Raw genomic sequence first — 18,543 nt, 5'->3', positions numbered from 1 at the left:
CAAGAAGGACATCTCATGGCATTTGATTTTATCAGCTATATCGGTCAACAGGTCGAACAGCAACAGCCTAAGCTTTTGGTATCACAACCCAAAGTTGAGCGTAAGCAATTTGTCTTACACCTTTTGGCTTTGCAAATGGCTGAATTAATTTCTGCACAGAAGAAAAATGCAAATGAAGTCTATGCACAAATACAAAATCAAGATGTAGAGCCACTTGCCTCACGTACCATTTCGCATATCCAAAGTGAAGAAAAAGCAGAGCATTATTTTGCCCCAATTCAATCTGAGCTTCAGTCTGCCAACCACGATATTGCGCAAATCTTTTTGCAAGAACTTCAACATCTCGATCAAAGTGCCTCACTTGGGCAAGATGGCATTGCTGAATTGATTGAAGGTCAGCATCATTGGTTACGTGTCCATGCCGATGGTTGGTTTTGGGATAGTATTGGGCAACCTGAGCACAAACGTGCCGAAGACATCCAAGCAGAGCAAATAGTCGATAGCCAACAAGTGATGAAAGAGTTTAGCCAAATGATTAATCAAAATGCACAACAGGGCTCTGATCAAAAAGACCGTGATCATACGCATCAAAGCATTGCACTCGCACCGACTGCAGAAGCATCCAAGTTCTTTTTAGTATTAAATCCGTTGATTGCATTGGCGATCATTATCTTTATCTATAAAGTGCTTTTCTAAAGTTGCAATCATGACTTTAAATCTTGGACGTTAAATCCTAGCCATAAAAAAACGCATGAGCTCAACAGTACATGCGTTTTTTCTTTTCCAATGTTAATTTAGCAATTATTTACTTTTCACCGCATCGCCCCACGCAGGAACCACAGTTTTCATCAAGGGCTTTAATAGCTTTAACGAACAGGCTAAGACTTGACCATTATCAAGACTATCTTGACCACCACGTGCATCCACTACCGTACCGCCTGCTTCACGAACCAGTAATTCACCTGCTGCGATATCCCACGGCTTAAGATTTACTTCAAAAAAACCATCAAAGCGACCTGCCGCCACATATGCCAAATCAAGTGCCGCAGAACCTGCACGACGAATTTGCGCACCTGCTTTAGTTACTGCAAGTAAAGATGCAAAGTGTTCTTCCGCATGTGATACGACTTCTTCACCACGTAAAGATTTGAAAGGATGACCGACTGCAAGGAAAGTATTTACAAGGCTGTCTTTCACATTGACACGGATACGACGTTGATTGAGCATCGCACCACGACCACGACTGGCAGAGAACAGCTCATCACGCACAGGATCGTAAATCACGCCATGTTGTGTGACGTCTTTGTGCTGTACAGCCATCGAAATACAAAAATGAGGAAAACCATTAATAAAGTTTTGCGTACCATCAAGCGGATCAATGATCCAACACCAATCAGCATCGTGACCTTTGCCTTCTTGGTAGCCAAATTCTTCACCGAGGAAGCTATGATTTTTATAACTGCGTTTTAATGTATCAATAATCATCTGTTCAAGATAACGATCCACACGAGTGACTGGTCCATCAATGCCCTTTTCTTCGACTTGCAAATCGAGCATATGGCGATTTTTATGCGCCTTTAAAAGCTCTTCACCGACCAATTGCGCCGCACGAGCAGCCATCACCACCATAGGTTCCATTGAACACCGACCTTGAAAAATTACATATGAGAAAATACAGATTAAAAAGAATAATGCCTAAAGCCTGCGTATTCTAGCAAACTTTAGGCATTGTCGTGAAGTAGAAATTTTTCTGAAAAAACTGAACTTTTGAATAGAATGAAATTATTGTGAAGCAAAAACTTTAGCTGAAATTTTATCGTGTTCAGCTTGCTCAATGAGCGACTGATAACGCTGTTTGATTTGATGGAAAATACCGACTTCATCTAATCCAACACTAGCAAGCATTTGCGCAGGCGTGGCTTGCGCTAAAAACTGATCAGGCAAGCCAATATTCAGGCACGGCACAGACAAAGCTTGTGCAATCAAACTTTCATTGACTGCACTGCCTGCACCTGCCATGACTGCATGCTCTTCAACGGTAACCAGTAGGTTGCTATCTAAGGCGCATTGCTGAATCATGCGATGATCAATCGGTTTGACATAGCGCATATTCACCACACGCACCGCAATATTCAGTTGTTCAGCCAATTGCTCAGCAACCGCCATACACGGATAAACCCGACTACCAAAAGCGAGAATAGATACCGCATACGGCGCAGTACCATATTCTGCAACGACTTCTGCTTGCCCAAGTGGCAAGATCGACATCTCAGTATTGATCTGTGCACCCACACCTGTACCACGTGGATAACGCACCGCTGCAGGGCCTGGATAATGGTAAGCCGTGTGCAACATCTGACGACATTCATTTTCGTCTTTCGGCGCAAGGATCACCATATTCGGTATAGTGCGCATATAAGCATAATCATACGCCCCAGCATGGGTTGGTCCATCTTCTCCGACCAAGCCCGCACGATCAATGGCAAAAGTCACATCGAGATTTTGCAGTGCCACATCATGAATCAGCTGATCATAGCCACGCTGTAAAAAGGTCGAATAAATCGCCACCACAGGTTTTGCACCTTCGCACGCCATACCCGCAGCAAGTGTGACCGAATGCTGTTCTGCAATCGCCACATCAAAGAATCGCTGTGGAAAATGTTTGGCAAACTCAACCATCCCCGAGCCTTCACACATCGCTGGGGTAATCGCCAGAAGTCGCTGATCTAAATTGGCTTCATCACAGAGCCAATCACCGAATACATCGGAATATTTTTTTACAGGTTTGACTGGGACAGATGTGCTGACATTTGGGCTAATTTTACTAATCGCATGATAGCCAATCGGATCGGCTTCGGCAGGTTCAAAGCCTTTGCCTTTTTTGGTGTAAACGTGGATTAAGCGAGGGCCTTTGCGCTGTTTGACGGCTTTTAAAACTTGTGTAAGTTCTTCAAGATTATGCCCATCAAACGGACCAAAATATTCAAACCCTAATGCTTTAAAGAGGTTATCTGCGGCATCGGTCGCTGCATCATGTAGACGAGAGGTATATGTCCACTCAGGATGAGGTAAGATCGCCACTTGACCTTGCGCATCCAAGCTAACCGACTGACCACTTTTCCAAATCGCTGCTAAATGCTTGGCAAAACCACCTGTGCTACATGAGATCGACATATCATTGTCATTCAGCACGACCAGTACATCGGCTTGGTGTGCAACCGCATCATTCATCGCCTCGAACGCCATACCTGCGGTCATTGCGCCATCGCCGACCACAGCAATACATTCACGTTGTTGATTTTGATAACGACTCGCAAGCGCCATACCAAGCGCCGCGGAAATCGCAGTAGATGAATGCCCAACGCCAAAGGTATCGTATTCAGACTCTTCACGGGCTGGAAATGCTGCCAAACCATCTTGCGCACGAATCGAGGTCAACGCTTCACGACGACCCGTCAATGCTTTGTGCGCATAGGCTTGATGACCCACATCCCAAATCAGACGATCATGTGGTGTACTAAAGCAATAATGCAAAGCAACAGTCAGCTCGACCACACCCAAATTCGCACCAAAATGCCCACCACTTTGCCCTGCGGCATAGAGCAAATAATGACGTAACTCGTCCGCTAATGTCGCCAACTGATCAGCAGGCAACTGACGTAACTGTGCTGGATAATCAACGCTATCTAAAAGTGGGGTATGCGGTCTTTGTGTAGGAATCTTGGTATACAACATATGTGGCTATGCCTTCAAATGCCTTGCGAAAGGTTGCTCGGGAATGTTTGTCAGCGCATTGCAATATTCATATTACAACATATCACTGCCACATTTTAATTAAAAAAATTGCAAACAATGCTATCGTGCCATAACACGCACAATTTCAGCACATTGCGCAAATTCAGGTCACAAAATAAAGCGTAGATTATCCTGAATATTGCACTGTGATAGCAACTATTATTGACTGATGAATACAAAAAAGTGTTGTTCTTGCACAAAAACAACGCCAAATTTCAGTTTTGGTGAAGGATTCAGTTATAATAAAATGCTTTTTAAAGATATTGAGTATTCTACGTGTCGATCGAGTTTGTTGCCAGTTCAAAATTACCTACTGCACATGGCGAGTTTATCATTAGTGTTTTTCAAGATCCTGAAACTAAAGAAGAACATGTTGCGCTATCTGTAGGATTAGACCAATTTTCTGATGAGCCAACCTTAGTGCGTATTCACTCTGAATGCTTAACAGGCGATGCGTTTTCATCACTAAAATGCGACTGCGGTCCTCAGCTCAATGCGACCATGGGGCTGATTCAACAGTATGGTCGTGGGGCGATTTTATATTTGCGTCAAGAAGGTCGTGGCATTGGTTTAACTAATAAAATCCGTGCATATGCCCTACAAGATCAAGGGCACGATACGGTCGATGCCAATCTTTTATTAAACCTCCCTGCTGATGCACGCCGTTATGACATGACCACCATTATGCTGAAACAGCTGGGTATTCATAAAGTGAAACTCATTACCAATAATCCAAATAAAATCCAATCACTCAAAAGACTCGGTATTGATGTGGTAGATCGTCTGCCATTAGTTGTTGGGAAAAATCCGTTTAACGAAGCCTATCTACGCACCAAACGTGATCGCATGGATCATATGTATAAATGACTTTTTGACAGAGGAATACCTCATTCGTCATTTTTAGACGCTTACTCATTAATATATGAATTAAAACACTTACTTGTTATATGGTTTTATGCTGTAGTATAAGCAGATGAAATCAATCCTATTTTTGCTACGGTGAATGTCATGTCTACTCCGAATGCTGAGCACATTGAACAAGTCAAAACTTTCCTCCTCGATTTACAAAAACGAATTTGTGAAAGCTTAGAACAACGTGAGCACGCAGGAGGCGGACAAGCTAAATTCGTCGCTGATGATTGGCAGCGTCCAGAAGGTGGTGGTGGTCGCTCATGTGTCTTACAAGGCGGTGAAGTGATCGAAAAAGGCGGCGTGATGTTTTCTCACATCGACATCAAACAACTGCCCGCTTCTGCCACAGCTCGCCATCCTGAAATTGCAGGGGCGAAAGCCCAAGCACTCGGACTATCCTTAGTCATTCACCCAAAAAGTCCGCACGTACCAACTTCTCATGCCAATGTAAGACTTTTCATCGCAGAAAAAGAAGGTCAAGCCCCGATTTGGTGGTTTGGTGGTGGTTTTGATCTGACGCCATTTTATCCCAATGATGATGATTGCGTATCTTGGCACAAGAAAGCCTATGACCTGTGTCAGCCCTTTGGAGATGACGTCTATGCAAAACACAAAGCATGGTGTGATGATTATTTTTATCTCAAGCATCGTGATGAACAGCGTGGCATTGGCGGATTATTCTTTGATGATTTGAATGAATGGGATTTCAACACCTGTTTTGATTATATGCAAGCAGTGGGTAATGGTTATTTGGATGCGATATTGCCGATTTTTGAACATAATCAAGATAAATCATACACCGAAGCACAACGTGAATTCCAATTGTATCGTCGTGGGCGTTATGTCGAGTTTAACTTGGTGTATGACCGTGGTACCTTGTTTGGTCTACAAACTGGAGGACGAATTGAGTCGATCTTGGTCAGTTTACCGAATCTGGCAGGCTGGTCGTATCGCCCTGAGTGGGACGCCGATTCGCCTGAAAAGCGCCTAACTGAATATTACCTCAAGCCAAGAGATTGGTTAGATCAAGTCGGTACGATGGAATAATCCGCCCAATTACGATTTGATAATGCCCATGAATTCACTTCGATAAAAAAGTAGCCTAATGACCAAACAATTCGCCGTCATCGGCAATCCCATCGAGCATTCTCGCTCACCAGAGCTACACCATGCGTTTGCAGAAAAAACTGGTGTAGATTTAAATTATGCGAAATTACTAGCGCCACTCGATGGCTTTGAGCAAGCCACTCAAACATTTTTTTCCGACGGTGGCATGGGCATGAATGTCACCGTACCGTTTAAAGAGCAAGCCTTTGCACTGTGCGATGCGCTGAGTGAACGTGCCAAAATCGCCAAAGCCGTAAACACTTTGTATCGTCAAGATGGAAAATTAATCGGCGATAATACCGATGGGCAAGGTTTGGTCGATGCCTTAAAAGCAAATGGTTTAGATTTAAATCAAGCCTCGATTTTGATCATCGGTGCAGGTGGTGCAACCCGTGGCGTCATCTATCCTTTGGCGCAGGCTGGCGTCGCAAAAATTACGATTGCCAATCGCACACTGGCTCGTGCAGAACAACTGATCAACGATATTCAAGCCCATGTGCCAACTTGTCAATTATCCGCACTGTCACTCGATCAATTGCAAAGTGAAGCAAATGCGCAGTTTGATATTGTAGTCAATGCAACTTCGGCAAGTCTTTCAGGTGATGCGCTACAACTGCCTGTAGGCGTAAAGTTTAATTTTGCTTATGAAATGGCATATGGCAAAGCATCGACGTTTATTGATCAAGCTGTACAACGTGGTGTGCCTTATGCAGATGGCTATTCGATGCTTGTTGGTCAAGCGATTGAAGCCTTTGCAATCTGGAATGGTGTCCGCCCTGAGTTAAAAGATTTTCTATAAATGAATATGTTTTAAGCCAAAGTTCCAAGTTAAAAAAATCAGCCGATTGGCTGATTTTTTTGATTCTTCAGGTTTTATTGCGTTAAGAAAACTTCATATACCGCACGATAATTTTCTGATGAAAAGCGATTCAACACAGCCTCACTATAAGGTCGCAATTTATTGACATCCACTTTTTGCGTGATTAAATCTTCAACTGCGATCTCAGCAATGGTGTGCATAAAGCGTTGATGCTCAGCCATTTCTTCATCTGTGAGATATTTGTTGTAGCCTGACTTTTCATCCAGTTGCTTATACAAAGTTTCAAAGATTTGTAGATTAGTTTTACCCTGCTTACGCAACTTTTGTAAGTCCGTCACGAGCTTTGCTTCTTTCTCGGTTTTTTGTACTGAGTACCAAACATTTTCTGCAAGATATTCATCATAGTACGGCCAGTCATCAGGCGTCTGATCGTATTCTGCTTTTTGCGCCGCAGTCAGTGGAAAGCCTTCTTCATCTGCATAATAGTAAGCCGTCCATTTCGCTGTGGTTTTCAGTGCTGACAAATCAAAGTCTTCACGATCTGATTCTTTTAACTCTGCGATCGCTGCATAGTTGTATAAAGCGCTATAGACTTCAACAAAGCTTAATCCTTGTTGCCAAAAACTCTTTGCGAGCTGATCGTAACGCTCTGTTCTCGACCAATACTTACTACGGCTCTCTGCGTCTTTTGCTTCACCTTTTTGTGAATCCTTTGGATCAGCAGTGAATTGCTCAACGATTTTTCCGAGATTCAATACCGAACGCTCATTGGCAGCTTCTTGGAAAGTTACCGCATTGCGTAATTTGCTTTGATCAACACGTGCATTACCGTAGTTACCAATATTCATCACTGCTTTTGCTGTCATATTTTTAATCCCAATTTCATCGAAATTCGGCATTTCAATCAACAGCTCTGCACGCTTCAAACGCCCTTCGGCATCGAGTGAAAAATTGGTGACATAGCCCATATCTTCGAGCAACTCTAGGTCGCTAAACTCCGCATCACCTTGTTTGATTAGACCTTGATAAGCTTCAGGTTGCTCGACGACAATATTTTTCAAATCTTGTGCGGTGATGAGTTGATCGGCTTTTTTATATTGATCAAATTTTGCGAGCAGTGCTTTATTCTCTTCACGACGAATTTGATATTCGCTTTTTTCTTCACTACTTAGGTCATCGCCACTTAGCTCATCGCCATTTAAGACGTCATCACTTGGCATATCTTTCGCCAATGCAGGCGGTGGTGCAACGATTTCTTCTACAGCAGGAACGCTATCTTTCGCCAAATCAGTTTCCGCATAGATCGCATCAATACCATCATAGACTCGATACATTGCATCACGTGCTTGTTCAGATGGCTCTTTGGCAATGTTTTGTGTGCCTAGCGTCTGACCATAGCTCGATTTTTTTCCTAAAGAGAATAATTGATCAGGCGTAATCGGTTGATCAGATTTGAGATTTTTATCCACTAAAGTTTTTAAATAATCTTGATTGACATAAAAATACAGCATGTATTGCGCCAGCATTTTGGCATAGTCGCCTTTGTATTGAATGCGCTCCACAGCTTGATTTTGTTTATCTTCCTCAGTCAATGGTAAGCGCTTATATTCATTTTCCTCAGCCAATGCCGCATTGACGAGCATCATTTCACGGACAACTTCTAATGCAGGTTTGATGTCAATATCGGTCTTGTCCATGAGCTTTTTAAAATCATAAACCACGTACTGACCATCATATTGTGGGTCAGTCACAATCGGGGATAACGCTGAAATATCCGCATAGGCTTTATAGTTGGCAAAGTCTAAGGCAAGTGGTAATTTGATCCATGCTTGTAGATTTTTCGCACGATAGCCAATGGTTGGATTGAAGCTCATCTGACCACGTTTCAAATCCACCACGCCATCAAACTCATAGAAATAGCGATTCATAAAACTCGCCATTAATACTGGCATGGCTTGCGCTTTATTACTCATTTTTTTAGATGGTGTGCTGTATGGATTTTCAATGCCCTCTTTCATCCATTGTTGTTGTTCGCTTGGATAATTGGAGGTGGTCGTCAACAATTCTTTTAATATCTGCTCACGTTGCGACTCTAAAGACATCTCCTCTGCCAATGTTGCTTCATCGGAGGTAGGCGGTGTACCTAATGCTTTCGAAGCAATTTCAGGCTTTGTCATTTTCCCTGCTTCTGCGTGGAAAGACATGTGCCCTGAAAAAGCATAACTTTGCTTACCCATCATTTGCTCATAGCTATGATAGACTTTTTCATTGAGGGCTTGAGTGTTTTGCTTTGGCGTTGTAGCACATCCCGCAAGGGTAATGGTTAAAATTGATAGGCTTAATAATGAGGCTCTCAAAGCACTTCTCCTAGATTGTAACGTGATGCTACTTTGTTAAGACTTTTTTTCGTCCATTGACCATATGAATTATCATTTCTGCTTTATCAGAAAGCATTATAAATATAGATAAAATATAGCTGTCTAAACTTTGAGTTTAACTTTGATTCGCTTTTCTGACAATTTTTACTTACAGTTTAATCAATGCCATTTATTACCAAATATGAATAATAATTCGATAAATCTATTTTTGATGCTCTAAGGTCTGTTCAGGATTCAAATTAAGCCATTGACTGACCATTGTTGTACCGCCCTTTATCTAGGAAATTATTATGCCAACTTATAAAGCGCCTATACGGGATATTCGTTTTTTAATGAATGAAGTGTTTGATTTTTCTGCACATTATCAAACTTTGTCTAATGGTGATCTTGCTGATCCAGATACCGTCGATATGATCCTCGAAGGTGCTGCTGATTTTTGTGAAAATGTCCTTGCACCGCTGAACCAATCTGGTGATGACGAAGGCTGTACTTTTGACAATGGTGATGTCAAAACACCAAAAGGCTTTAAAGAAGCATATGATCAATTCATTCAAGGTGGCTGGCAAGGTCTGTCATATCCTGAAGAGTTTGGTGGTCAAAACTTACCGCAATCGTTGAACTTGATCAAAGCTGAGATGATGGGTACAGCAAACTGGTCATTCCAAATGTATCCAGGTTTAAGTATTGGCTGTATGAATACCATTTTGCAGTTCGGTACTGAAGAACAAAAGAATACCTATATGCCACACCTCGTTGCAGGAACGTGGTCAGGCACAATGTGCTTAACTGAGCCACAATGTGGTACAGACTTAGGTCAAGTCAAAACTAAAGCTGAACCAAATGCTGACGGTAGTTACAACATTTCAGGCACAAAGATCTTCATCTCTGCGGGTGAACATGATCTAACTGAAAACATTATCCATATCGTACTTGCGCGTCTACCTGATGCACCTGCGGGTACACGTGGTATTTCATTATTTATCGTGCCGAAATTCATGCCGACTGCTGACGGTGGTATCGGTGAGCGTAATCCTGTGACTTGTGGTTCGATTGAGCACAAGATGGGGATTAAAGCTTCTGCGACAGCTGTATTGAACTTTGACAATGCGATTGGTTATCTCATCGGCGAACCAAACAAAGGTTTGCATGCGATGTTTACCTTTATGAACACTGCTCGTATTGGTACAGCGATTCAAGGTGTATGTCATGCTGAGCTTGCATTCCAAGGTGCTTTGCCTTATGCAAAAGATCGTATGTCTATGCGTGCCCTTTCAGGTAAAAAAGAGCCTGAAAAAGTTGCAGACTCGATCATTCATCATGCCGATGTACGTCGTATGTTGTTGACTCAAAAAGCCATCGCTGAAGGTGGTCGCTCGATGATCTATTACGCATCACAACTTGCCGACCAAATGGCTGATGCGTTGGCGACTGGCGACAATCAAAAATTTGAAGAATATGATGACCGTCTTGGTTTTTATACACCGATTCTTAAAGGCTTCTTGACTGAGCTTGGCTATGAAGCTGCCAATCATGGTATGCAAGTTTACGGTGGTCATGGCTATATCAAAGAATGGGGAATGGAGCAGATCGTTCGTGACTCTCGTATCTCAACTTTGTATGAAGGGACAACTGGTGTTCAAGCACTTGACTTGCTTGGTCGTAAAGTTCTGCTTTCTTCTAAAGGTAAAGTGGTACGTGAATACACCGCTGAAATTTTGAAATTCTGTGGTCGTCATGCACGTAACAAATACATGCGTCGTTTCATTTGGGATCTGACTAAGATCTGTGCACAGTGGAATACCTTGACACTGCGCCTAATGCTTGCAGGTCGTAAAGATCGTGACGTGGTATCTAGTGCTTCTGTACACTACTTGATGTTCTCTGGTTATGCGATGATGGCGTACTTTTGGGCACAACAAGCTGCTGTTGCATCTGAAAAGCTTGAAAAAGGTGACGGCAAAGAAGAAGTGGATTTCTACAAAGCAAAAATCAAAGTTGCTGATTTCTACTTCGATCAATTGCTTCCACGTTCAGAAGGTCATGCTGAATCTATGGTGAAACCATCTCGTGGTATGACTGGACTTCCAGTAGAACACTTTAGTTTTGATTATTAATCAAACACTTAATTATATAAGTTAATATAAAAAAGAACGCTTAGGCGTTCTTTTTTATTTAGAAAATATGTTTATAAATCTAAATTTTGAAAAAAACTTAAAAATTCTCCCAAACCCCAACTTGCCCATTTTTCAGCTGTGGCACATTGCCCAAATGTAGCCACGGCATATGCGAGCCATGAAAATCACTTCCCAAAGAGATTTTGAGATCATATTGCGCAATTAAACGATCAATCATCTGCCGAGTTGCAGGACTTTCATTACTTGGTGGAAGCTCGATCGCATCACCACCTGCTTCGCTAAAGCGTTCTATCATATAGCGCATATTGGTCGCAGACAGATCGTATTTGGTTGGGTGTGCAAGGACCGCAACACCTTGACTGTCATGGATAATCTGTATCGCATCCGCCATTTCCACACCGATAAATGGCACATACGCACGTTTCCCTGCTTTAAGAAAGCGATCAAAGGCTTGTTGCAATCGAGTCACCACATTTCTTTTAACTAAAACTTTGGCAATATGTGCACGAGTAATTCGATCATCATGACCATCGACCAATGCTCTAACTTCAGGGAGAAAGTCAGTTTTTAATACCTGCTGTAGTTTGTCACAGATCAATAGCGCACGTTCGGCACGTTGTTGTTTTTGTTTTTCCAATAAAGCGTGCATTGGTGCAAGACTCTGCATATTCAGGGCAACGATATGCACCGCATAACTTTTTTTGGTACTTGGACGTTGCCAGTAACTGGAAATTTCCACACCACGAATGAAGTTTATGCCAATGTCTTTAGCATAGCTTTCAACAAGAAGGCTTCCCTCCATCGTGTCATGATCGGTTAGTGCAAAGGTATCAATCTGCTTTTCTCTAGCCAGATCAAGCAAAGCAAATGGCGATAACTCACCATCAGAATAAAGACTGTGACTATGCAAATCGACTTTTTGAAAACTCTGCGCTGAATCGGCTGTGTTGGCATCAACACCGCGTAAAACAACACGATCTAAATCGACACTGTTCATACTTTGTATTATGCTATCGCTTCGTTGAAACTAAACTGAAATTGAATTTTACCAAGCTACAGTACCACAAAAAGGGCTGAAGCAGAAAAGGCTCTGTCGCATGAAAGCGTTGTTAGATTATCTTCCGCTGATTATCTTCTTTTATTTTTATAAAACTACCGATCCAAAAGACAATCAACACCCGATGTTGCAGTTTTTAGGCAATGCTGGCAATGTCGATCAAAACCATATTTTGGTGGCGACTTTTGCGCTACTGATGGCGACATTGATCGTCTACGGTTGCTTATTTGTTTTTCAAAAATTCCGTTTGGAAAAACAGCAATGGTTTATCGTGGCAATGACTGTGTTCTTCGGTGGATTAACCCTTGCTTTTAGCGATGCCAATTTTATCAAACTCAAAGCCATTATTATCAATGGTGTGTTTTCCATCGTGTTCTTGGTCAGCCCATTTTTTGGAAAAGAAAAGAAACCACTTATTCAACGGATGTTTGGACCATTCTTAGAGCTAAGTAGCTCAGGTTGGAAAAAACTCAACTGGGCGTGGGCAGGACTGTTTGCTCTGATGGCGGGATTACACACCTTCTTTGCATTCTTATTTATGGATGGTAAATATTGGGGAGAATTCACCGCTTTTGGCGACATGATCGTGATGTTTTCCTTTATCATTATTCAATTCATTATTTTGCGTAAACACTTCAAAAATCCTGAAGCTTGAGAGCCTGTTATGCCATTATTTGTGATTCAAAGCCTTGACCATGACAATGTATTAGACAAACGCATGTCGGCACGCCCTGAGCATTTAGCTCGATTGCAAGCGCTCGATGCAGCAGGAAGATTGATCGTCGCTGGACCCATGCCAATTGATGCAAACGATACCAGTAAAGGTTTTTTAGGCAGTACCATTATCGTTGATTTTGATAGCCGTGAAGCGCTTGATGCGTGGCTTGCAGATGAGCCTTATGCCAAAGCGGGTGTCTACAAAAGCGTTGATGTGAAGCCATTTATCAAAGCACTTCCTCAAACTGCGGTACAGGATAAATAATTCGATGACTCAGCAAATTTCTCACGGTTTCGTCATTGCTTTGGCTATTCTCAGCTTTGGATTGAGCACATCTAGTTTCGCCACAAATCAGGCGACTATGCAACAAAATACCGTGCAAAATAATCCGCAAGGTACTGCGCAAAGTAGTCGAAATACAGCACAAACCACAACGACTCAGCCTGCATCACCAACCACACCTGCGCCACTGCGCCAAGCGTCTGCACAAGCTGCAACGAGTGCAACCAATACCGCAAAACCATCTGATGCGACTGCACGTGCCAACCTCAATAAAGCCATTGAGCAAGCCGTTGCAAAGCGTAGCATAGACATGCAAAAGCGACTGACGCAACTGGAAACTGCCAATCAAACTGCCTTAGCACAAAATCAAGAATTACAATTGAAAAATGACAATCTCACCGTACAAGTCCAAGTGCTACAGAGTGAGCGTAGTGCGCAGATGTTTCTTTATGGCGCTGTGACCTTAGGGCTTGGTGTGATCATCGGTGTGATTCTATATAATTTTATGAGCACACGCCGTCGTCGCTTTTAAGCAAGCTTTCAAGCTAGTTTCGAAATGAATCATTCACAAAATATTTCGCCGATCGCCTGTGCTGAGCTTGAATGGCAACAGGTTGAGGGTGTAGATATTCCTGTATCCAAACAATTTGGTGATGTGTATTTTTCCAAAGCCAATGGATTACTTGAAACACGCCATGTCTTTTTAAATGGCAATGATCTTAGCGAACGCCTCGCCCAACTTACAGTTGGTGAGCAATTCATTGTTGGGGAAACTGGCTTTGGTACAGGATTAAATTTTCTAGCCTTATGGCAACTTTGGCAAAGCGTCCGACCGAGTAATAACAGCCGACTGCACTTTATTTCTGTTGAAAAATATCCCTTATCGCAAGCCGACTTGGCACGTGCTTTAGCGACATGGGATGAACTTGCACCATTTTCAAAACGACTCCTTGAATCCTACCCTTTTGCATTAGCTGGATGTCATCGTTTACGTTTCGATGATGAGCGGATTTCATTAGATGTGTGGTTTGGCGATGCCAGTGAATGTTTTCCACTGATTCAAAATAACCATCCCATCAATGCATGGTTTTTAGATGGCTTTGCACCCTCATGTAATCCCGAGCTGTGGCAAGAACAAATTTTTAAACACATCATGCGTCTATCAGCACAGGGCACCACCTTTGCTTCATTTAGCGTCGCAGGTGTATTAAAACGTGCCTTGCAATCTTATGGTGTTGAGATCACTCGCCCGAAAGGTTTTGGACATAAACGGGAAATGCTAAAAGCGATTTGGAAGAATACAGAAGATCTCATTCAAACCTCAAATGATTCAAAATATAATAATCATAATACCCGAAGAAAATTTGCAATCATCGGTGCAGGGATCGCAGGATTAACAACGGCTTGGACATTGGCTCAGCGTGGTATTGCAGTCACGTTATTTGAGCAAGATCAGCCCTTAGCAGGCGGTTCAGGCAATCCTTTGGCGATGTTAAATCCTAAACTCTGCTCGATGGATAAAGTTGCCACACATCTGATGACGACCTCATGGCAATATGCTTTGCGCTTTTATCAGCAGTTTGATGCTTTTCAAGCCATGCAGATTGAACAAATTCACGACACTAAAAACAATATTAAAAAGATCAATGAAGTGCTTTCGCTTCAAAATTATCCCAATGATATTCTCGAAATTATCCAACCAGAATCAGGGCATCACAATACTGGGCAAAGTACAGTTTTACTCAAGCAAGCTGGTGTAATTTCACCACAGCAATTTGCTAAACAAGTTTTAGCACATCCGCTAATTTCTTTAATTCAGAAAAAAGTTACGCAACTTGAAGTTTGTGATGATCAAAAAGTTCACTTGTATGATCAAGAAGATAATAAAGCAGAAGAATTTAGCGATGTGATCGTTTGTAATGCGATGGATTTGAATCGACTACTTCCGAACACGCCAAAACTTAAACCGATTCGTGGGCAAGTGACTTGGACAAATATAAAGGGAACAGATTTAAATACACCTTTGGAAAATGCTGAGAAAAATACTGCATATAGTTTTGGTGGCTATGCCAGTCCAATGCAGGACAATCAAACACAGCAACTTATTTTTGGTGCATCATTTTTACCCAATGATGATCAAACTGATTTACGCATCGAAGATCATCAGCATAATTTCGAGCTTTTACATGAATATCAACCTAAGCTTGCACAGCGCATCAGCGACAAACCGCAAGATTGGCAAGGACGTGCTGCTTTACGTGCACAAACTGCAGATTATTTACCTTTGGTTGGACGATATGATCGTGTTTCAGCAAACATCTATCTATTCTCAGGATTAGGCTCAAAAGGTTTTTTATTTTCACCGTTATGTGCTGAATTGGTTGTCAGTCAAATGCTCAATGAAACTTTACCAGTGCCAAGTAATTTGACGTATTTACTAAGACCAAATCGGTTTAAAATAAAACCCTAAGACAAAAGCTAAAAACAAAAAAGCAGTCCTTGTAGAACTGCTTTCTAAAAAATCATTTCGACACTTATCGCACAATGCCACGCTTCGACGCTTGCAACGAATCTACAAGTAATTGCGCCTCAGGCACAGTCGGGATAATTTCATTTTCAATGGTTTCAATCGCTTCTTTCACCGTAAGATTTGAACGATAGAGCAATTTAAAACACTGCTTCAAACCATTAATGGTTTCCTTGCTCCAACCTTTACGACGCATGCCTTCATAGTTCATGCCGTGTGCACTGGCAGGATTTCCAGATACCATCACATAAGCAGGCACATCTTTAATAATCAATGATGCACCACCAACGAGGCTATAAGAGTCGATTCGGCAGAACTGATGAATACCTGAGTTACCACCAAGTAACACATGATCACCGACATGCACATGCCCTGCGATGCCCACATTATTGGCGATAATATTATGACTACCAATCATGCAGTCGTGCGCAACATGGGTATTGACCATCAATAAATTGTGGCTACCAATTTTGGTCAGAGATTGATCCTGAGCTGTGCCACGATGTAAGGTGCAATGTTCACGAATGACGTTATGATCACCAATTTCCAACCACGTTTCTTCGCCTTTATACTTTAAATCCTGACAGCGTTCACCGACACTGGCAAACTGAAAGATTTGGTTATTTTTACCAATCCGAGTATTTTCGGCGATCACGACATGGGGGAGAATTTCAGTCCCACTATCAATACTGACATTCGGTCCAATGATTGAGTATGCACCGACTTTGACATCAACTGCCAATTTTGCACTTGCATGAATAATAGCTGTTGGGTGAATCAATTCAGCGTTTGCCATCATATATCTAATTTTTGTTGAGATAATAAAATTTCTGCCTGTGCGACGATCTTGTCATCGACACGAGCGGTTACATGGAATTTAAAGACACCACGTCTTTGAAATACAAACTGTGATTGTAACACTAATTGGTCGCCCGGTACGACTGGCCTTTTGAATCGGACGTTTTCCATGCCTGCAAACAGGAAATTTTCACCATCTTTTGGACGCTTTTGGATAATGATCATGCCCAAAATCCCAGAAATCTGTGCCAAAGCTTCCATCATCATCACACCAGGCATAATCGGATAATTTGGAAAATGCCCCTGAAAGAACTCTTCATTCATAGTCAGATTTTTATAACCTTGAATAAAGCTTGCATCTTCAGAAATCGCAGTCACACGATCAACCAATAAAAATGGATATTGATGAGGCAAGTAGTCTTGAATCGACTGTGAGTGCATTGGCACTGCAGGTAAAACGAGTGTAGTCGCTAATTCAGAGCTTGGGTTTTGTGTTGTCGTTTGGATTTGGTTGTTCATTGGCTTGTTCAACAGTTTGATGTGATTCGAGCTGGTCAATTCGAGCAGTTAAAACTTTAATCTGTTTTAACAACTTATTGATTGGCATTTCTGACAATTGCCTAAATCCAACCACTGCCTTTCTCCATGCAGCACTTTCAAGCAGACCTGTTCCAGAGGAATATGTCCCTGCTTGATGGATAGATTTAGTCACCATCGACATCCCTGTAAGATGCACCTGATCTGCAATAGTCAAATGCCCTGCAATCGCACTCGCCCCACCAATAATACAGTGTGCACCGATCTTGGTACTTCCTGCGATAGCGGTCTTAGCAGCGATAGCGGTGTGCTGTCCAATCTGCACGTTATGTGCAACTTGTACTAGATTATCAATGATTACACCGTCGTCAATGACCGTATCATCCAAAGCACCACGATCTATACTACAATTCGAACCAATCCGCACTTGATGACCAATTCGTACTCGACCTAACTGCGCAATACGATGCCATCGTCCTTGATAGGGTGCAAAACCAAAACCTTCAGAGCCGATCACCGTATTGGCATGAATACGTACCTGATCGCCAATCGTCGCTTCAGCAAAAATACTGACATGCGACTCGATCCAAGCCGAATGACCAATACTGACATTTTTACCAATATGTACGTGTGGATAAATACAACTATTTGAACCAATTTGTACATTTTCACCAATGACTGCATAATCACCAATCATCACATTTTTACCGAGCTGTGCGGTTGGATGAATCACTGCAGTTTTAGCAATATTAGAAAACTCGACGTTATCCGCAAATAAATGCGTCAACTGTGCAAACGCCAAGTAAGGTGACTCCACCACGATCAGTTGAAACTGCGTTTGTAGCTTTTCCACCAAATCTTTGGACACAATCAACACACCAGCTTTTGATGCCAATGCCTGTTCAAGATATTTCTCTCCATTGACAAAAGCAATATCTTGCGCAGTAGCCTGCTCTAGGCTGCGAAGTTTTAGGACATTAAATTGAGAATCGCCATGCACAGTTCCCTGTACATGACGACCAAGTTGTTCAAGACTGTAGCTCACTCAGCAGCCCTTATTTCAAAGTTGAATTCACCTGTTGCGTCACTTGAGAGGTCAAGTCGATAGATGGATCAAAGCTCACCACAGATTTACGGTCAATAATCATGGTATACCCACCTTGCTTGCGCAAAGCTTCTGTTGCTTGCTCGATCTTTGGTGCTAGGGTTTTATTGATATTTGCCAATGTATCTTGTGCACGTTTTTGCATACCTGCTGCATTGGCATTGAACTCATTCATCTTCGTCGCATAATCTTGCTCAAGTTTTTGCAAATCCGCTTGCTTCATCACTTTGGCATCATTTTGCGCTTTGCTTCTTAATGCAGTCAGCTCTTTAGTTAGACGCTCGTGCTTTTGCTGTTGTGGCTTAAGCGAACTTTCTAAGGTAGACATTTGTGACTTCATATAAGTTGTTTCTGTCGCTGCTTTTTGAATAT

The 18,543-nt window shown here is 42.2% G+C and carries 17 protein-coding genes; 9 read left to right on the top strand and 8 right to left on the bottom strand.

Going from position 1 to position 18,543, the window contains the following annotated elements; genetic code table 11:
- The first annotated feature begins 15 nt into the window (after positions 1-15).
- Positions 16-696: a hypothetical protein gene (locus ACE3PQ_RS00115; RefSeq protein WP_374294053.1), complete on the top strand. Its 681-nt coding sequence runs from the start codon at positions 16-18 to the stop codon at positions 694-696.
- A 105-nt stretch (positions 697-801) separates the two neighbouring features.
- Here the strand turns inward: ACE3PQ_RS00115 and ACE3PQ_RS00110 are convergent, their stop codons facing one another.
- Both ACE3PQ_RS00110 and dxs read right to left on the bottom strand, forming a co-directional pair.
- Entirely contained in the window at positions 802-1,638 is an 837-nt protein-coding gene (locus ACE3PQ_RS00110) for an inositol monophosphatase family protein (RefSeq protein WP_374294050.1), read from the bottom strand.
- Between the two features lie 144 nt (positions 1,639-1,782).
- The gene (dxs, locus tag ACE3PQ_RS00105) at positions 1,783-3,735 is read right to left on the bottom strand and encodes a 1-deoxy-D-xylulose-5-phosphate synthase (protein WP_374294048.1); all 1,953 of its coding nucleotides are present in this window, start codon (positions 3,733-3,735) and stop codon (positions 1,783-1,785) included.
- Between the two features lie 336 nt (positions 3,736-4,071).
- Here dxs and ribA point away from each other — a divergent pair, with 336 nt between their 5' ends.
- The 3 genes from ribA to aroE all read left to right on the top strand — a co-directional run bounded on the left by ribA (position 4,072) and on the right by aroE (position 6,613).
- A complete protein-coding gene (gene ribA, locus ACE3PQ_RS00100; protein ID WP_374294046.1) occupies positions 4,072-4,662 on the top strand; it encodes a GTP cyclohydrolase II in 591 nt (196 codons plus the stop codon).
- A gap of 141 nt (positions 4,663-4,803) precedes the next feature.
- Positions 4,804-5,754 (top strand): oxygen-dependent coproporphyrinogen oxidase, encoded by a 951-nt coding sequence (gene hemF, locus ACE3PQ_RS00095; protein ID WP_374294044.1) that lies wholly within the window; start codon positions 4,804-4,806, stop codon positions 5,752-5,754.
- 58 nt (positions 5,755-5,812) lie between these two features.
- Positions 5,813-6,613 (top strand): shikimate dehydrogenase, encoded by an 801-nt coding sequence (gene aroE, locus ACE3PQ_RS00090; protein ID WP_374294042.1) that lies wholly within the window; start codon positions 5,813-5,815, stop codon positions 6,611-6,613.
- A gap of 74 nt (positions 6,614-6,687) precedes the next feature.
- On the opposite strand, the gene ACE3PQ_RS00085 is transcribed toward aroE, so the two are convergent.
- Positions 6,688-8,991 carry a hypothetical protein gene (locus ACE3PQ_RS00085; RefSeq protein WP_374294040.1) on the bottom strand — a complete coding sequence of 768 codons (2,304 nt, stop codon included), beginning with the start codon at positions 8,989-8,991 and terminating at the stop codon, positions 6,688-6,690.
- A 311-nt stretch (positions 8,992-9,302) separates the two neighbouring features.
- On the opposite strand from ACE3PQ_RS00085, the gene ACE3PQ_RS00080 reads away from it, so the two are divergent.
- Positions 9,303-11,126: an acyl-CoA dehydrogenase C-terminal domain-containing protein gene (locus ACE3PQ_RS00080; RefSeq protein WP_374294037.1), complete on the top strand. Its 1,824-nt coding sequence runs from the start codon at positions 9,303-9,305 to the stop codon at positions 11,124-11,126.
- Positions 11,127-11,223: 97 nt separating this feature from the next.
- Here ACE3PQ_RS00080 and ACE3PQ_RS00075 read toward each other — a convergent pair whose 3' ends face one another.
- Complete coding sequence (locus ACE3PQ_RS00075) at positions 11,224-12,144, bottom strand: PHP domain-containing protein (RefSeq protein ID WP_374294035.1); 921 nt, start codon at positions 12,142-12,144, stop codon at positions 11,224-11,226.
- Between the two features lie 100 nt (positions 12,145-12,244).
- On the opposite strand from ACE3PQ_RS00075, the gene ACE3PQ_RS00070 reads away from it, so the two are divergent.
- The 4 genes from ACE3PQ_RS00070 to mnmC all read left to right on the top strand — a co-directional run bounded on the left by ACE3PQ_RS00070 (position 12,245) and on the right by mnmC (position 15,674).
- Entirely contained in the window at positions 12,245-12,859 is a 615-nt protein-coding gene (locus ACE3PQ_RS00070; RefSeq protein WP_241572161.1) for a septation protein IspZ, read from the top strand.
- 9 nt (positions 12,860-12,868) lie between these two features.
- On the top strand, positions 12,869-13,186 hold the full coding sequence (locus ACE3PQ_RS00065) for a YciI family protein (protein ID WP_374294032.1): 318 nt from the start codon (positions 12,869-12,871) through the stop codon (positions 13,184-13,186).
- A gap of 97 nt (positions 13,187-13,283) precedes the next feature.
- Positions 13,284-13,736 (top strand): hypothetical protein, encoded by a 453-nt coding sequence (locus tag ACE3PQ_RS00060; RefSeq protein WP_374294077.1) that lies wholly within the window; start codon positions 13,284-13,286, stop codon positions 13,734-13,736.
- Between the two features lie 24 nt (positions 13,737-13,760).
- Positions 13,761-15,674 carry a bifunctional tRNA (5-methylaminomethyl-2-thiouridine)(34)-methyltransferase MnmD/FAD-dependent 5-carboxymethylaminomethyl-2-thiouridine(34) oxidoreductase MnmC gene (gene mnmC, locus ACE3PQ_RS00055; RefSeq protein WP_374294030.1) on the top strand — a complete coding sequence of 638 codons (1,914 nt, stop codon included), beginning with the start codon at positions 13,761-13,763 and terminating at the stop codon, positions 15,672-15,674.
- A gap of 64 nt (positions 15,675-15,738) precedes the next feature.
- On the opposite strand, the gene lpxA is transcribed toward mnmC, so the two are convergent.
- From lpxA to ACE3PQ_RS00035, 4 genes are all read right to left on the bottom strand, one after another.
- Entirely contained in the window at positions 15,739-16,527 is a 789-nt protein-coding gene (lpxA, locus tag ACE3PQ_RS00050; protein WP_374294029.1) for an acyl-ACP--UDP-N-acetylglucosamine O-acyltransferase, read from the bottom strand.
- A complete protein-coding gene (fabZ, locus tag ACE3PQ_RS00045; protein ID WP_374294075.1) occupies positions 16,527-16,970 on the bottom strand; it encodes a 3-hydroxyacyl-ACP dehydratase FabZ in 444 nt (147 codons plus the stop codon). Before fabZ ends, lpxA begins: the two co-directional genes overlap by 1 nt.
- Before the next feature lie 34 nt (positions 16,971-17,004).
- Positions 17,005-18,111, bottom strand: coding sequence for a UDP-3-O-(3-hydroxymyristoyl)glucosamine N-acyltransferase (gene lpxD, locus ACE3PQ_RS00040; protein WP_374294028.1), 1,107 nt, complete (start codon positions 18,109-18,111; stop codon positions 17,005-17,007).
- 10 nt (positions 18,112-18,121) lie between these two features.
- Positions 18,122-18,543 (bottom strand): OmpH family outer membrane protein (locus ACE3PQ_RS00035; RefSeq protein ID WP_374294026.1); only part of this gene is annotated, 422 nt, incomplete at its 5' end.

This window comes from Acinetobacter sp. (assembly GCF_041911495.1).
In the GTDB taxonomy this organism is placed as follows: domain Bacteria; phylum Pseudomonadota; class Gammaproteobacteria; order Pseudomonadales; family Moraxellaceae; genus Acinetobacter.
The sequence above is the reverse complement of the archived record's forward strand: the minus strand, read 5'-3'. Positions and strand labels throughout refer to the sequence as shown.

What these genes read in the sequence shown, in the direction of transcription:
- lpxA (WP_374294029.1), bottom strand. Translation starts at nt 16,527, where the DNA reads ATGGCAAACGCTGAATTGATTCACCCAACAGCTATTATTCATGCAAGT.
- ACE3PQ_RS00065 (WP_374294032.1), top strand. Translation starts at nt 12,869, where the DNA reads ATGCCATTATTTGTGATTCAAAGCCTTGACCATGACAATGTATTAGAC.
- ACE3PQ_RS00070 (WP_241572161.1), top strand. Translation starts at nt 12,245, where the DNA reads ATGAAAGCGTTGTTAGATTATCTTCCGCTGATTATCTTCTTTTATTTT.
- ACE3PQ_RS00115 (WP_374294053.1), top strand. Translation starts at nt 16, where the DNA reads ATGGCATTTGATTTTATCAGCTATATCGGTCAACAGGTCGAACAGCAA.
- ACE3PQ_RS00060 (WP_374294077.1), top strand. Translation starts at nt 13,284, where the DNA reads ATGCAACAAAATACCGTGCAAAATAATCCGCAAGGTACTGCGCAAAGT.
- ACE3PQ_RS00075 (WP_374294035.1), bottom strand. Translation starts at nt 12,144, where the DNA reads ATGAACAGTGTCGATTTAGATCGTGTTGTTTTACGCGGTGTTGATGCC.
- hemF (WP_374294044.1), top strand. Translation starts at nt 4,804, where the DNA reads ATGTCTACTCCGAATGCTGAGCACATTGAACAAGTCAAAACTTTCCTC.
- fabZ (WP_374294075.1), bottom strand. Translation starts at nt 16,970, where the DNA reads ATGCACTCACAGTCGATTCAAGACTACTTGCCTCATCAATATCCATTT.
- ACE3PQ_RS00080 (WP_374294037.1), top strand. Translation starts at nt 9,303, where the DNA reads ATGCCAACTTATAAAGCGCCTATACGGGATATTCGTTTTTTAATGAAT.
- mnmC (WP_374294030.1), top strand. Translation starts at nt 13,761, where the DNA reads ATGAATCATTCACAAAATATTTCGCCGATCGCCTGTGCTGAGCTTGAA.
- dxs (WP_374294048.1), bottom strand. Translation starts at nt 3,735, where the DNA reads ATGTTGTATACCAAGATTCCTACACAAAGACCGCATACCCCACTTTTA.
- aroE (WP_374294042.1), top strand. Translation starts at nt 5,813, where the DNA reads ATGACCAAACAATTCGCCGTCATCGGCAATCCCATCGAGCATTCTCGC.
- ACE3PQ_RS00110 (WP_374294050.1), bottom strand. Translation starts at nt 1,638, where the DNA reads ATGGAACCTATGGTGGTGATGGCTGCTCGTGCGGCGCAATTGGTCGGT.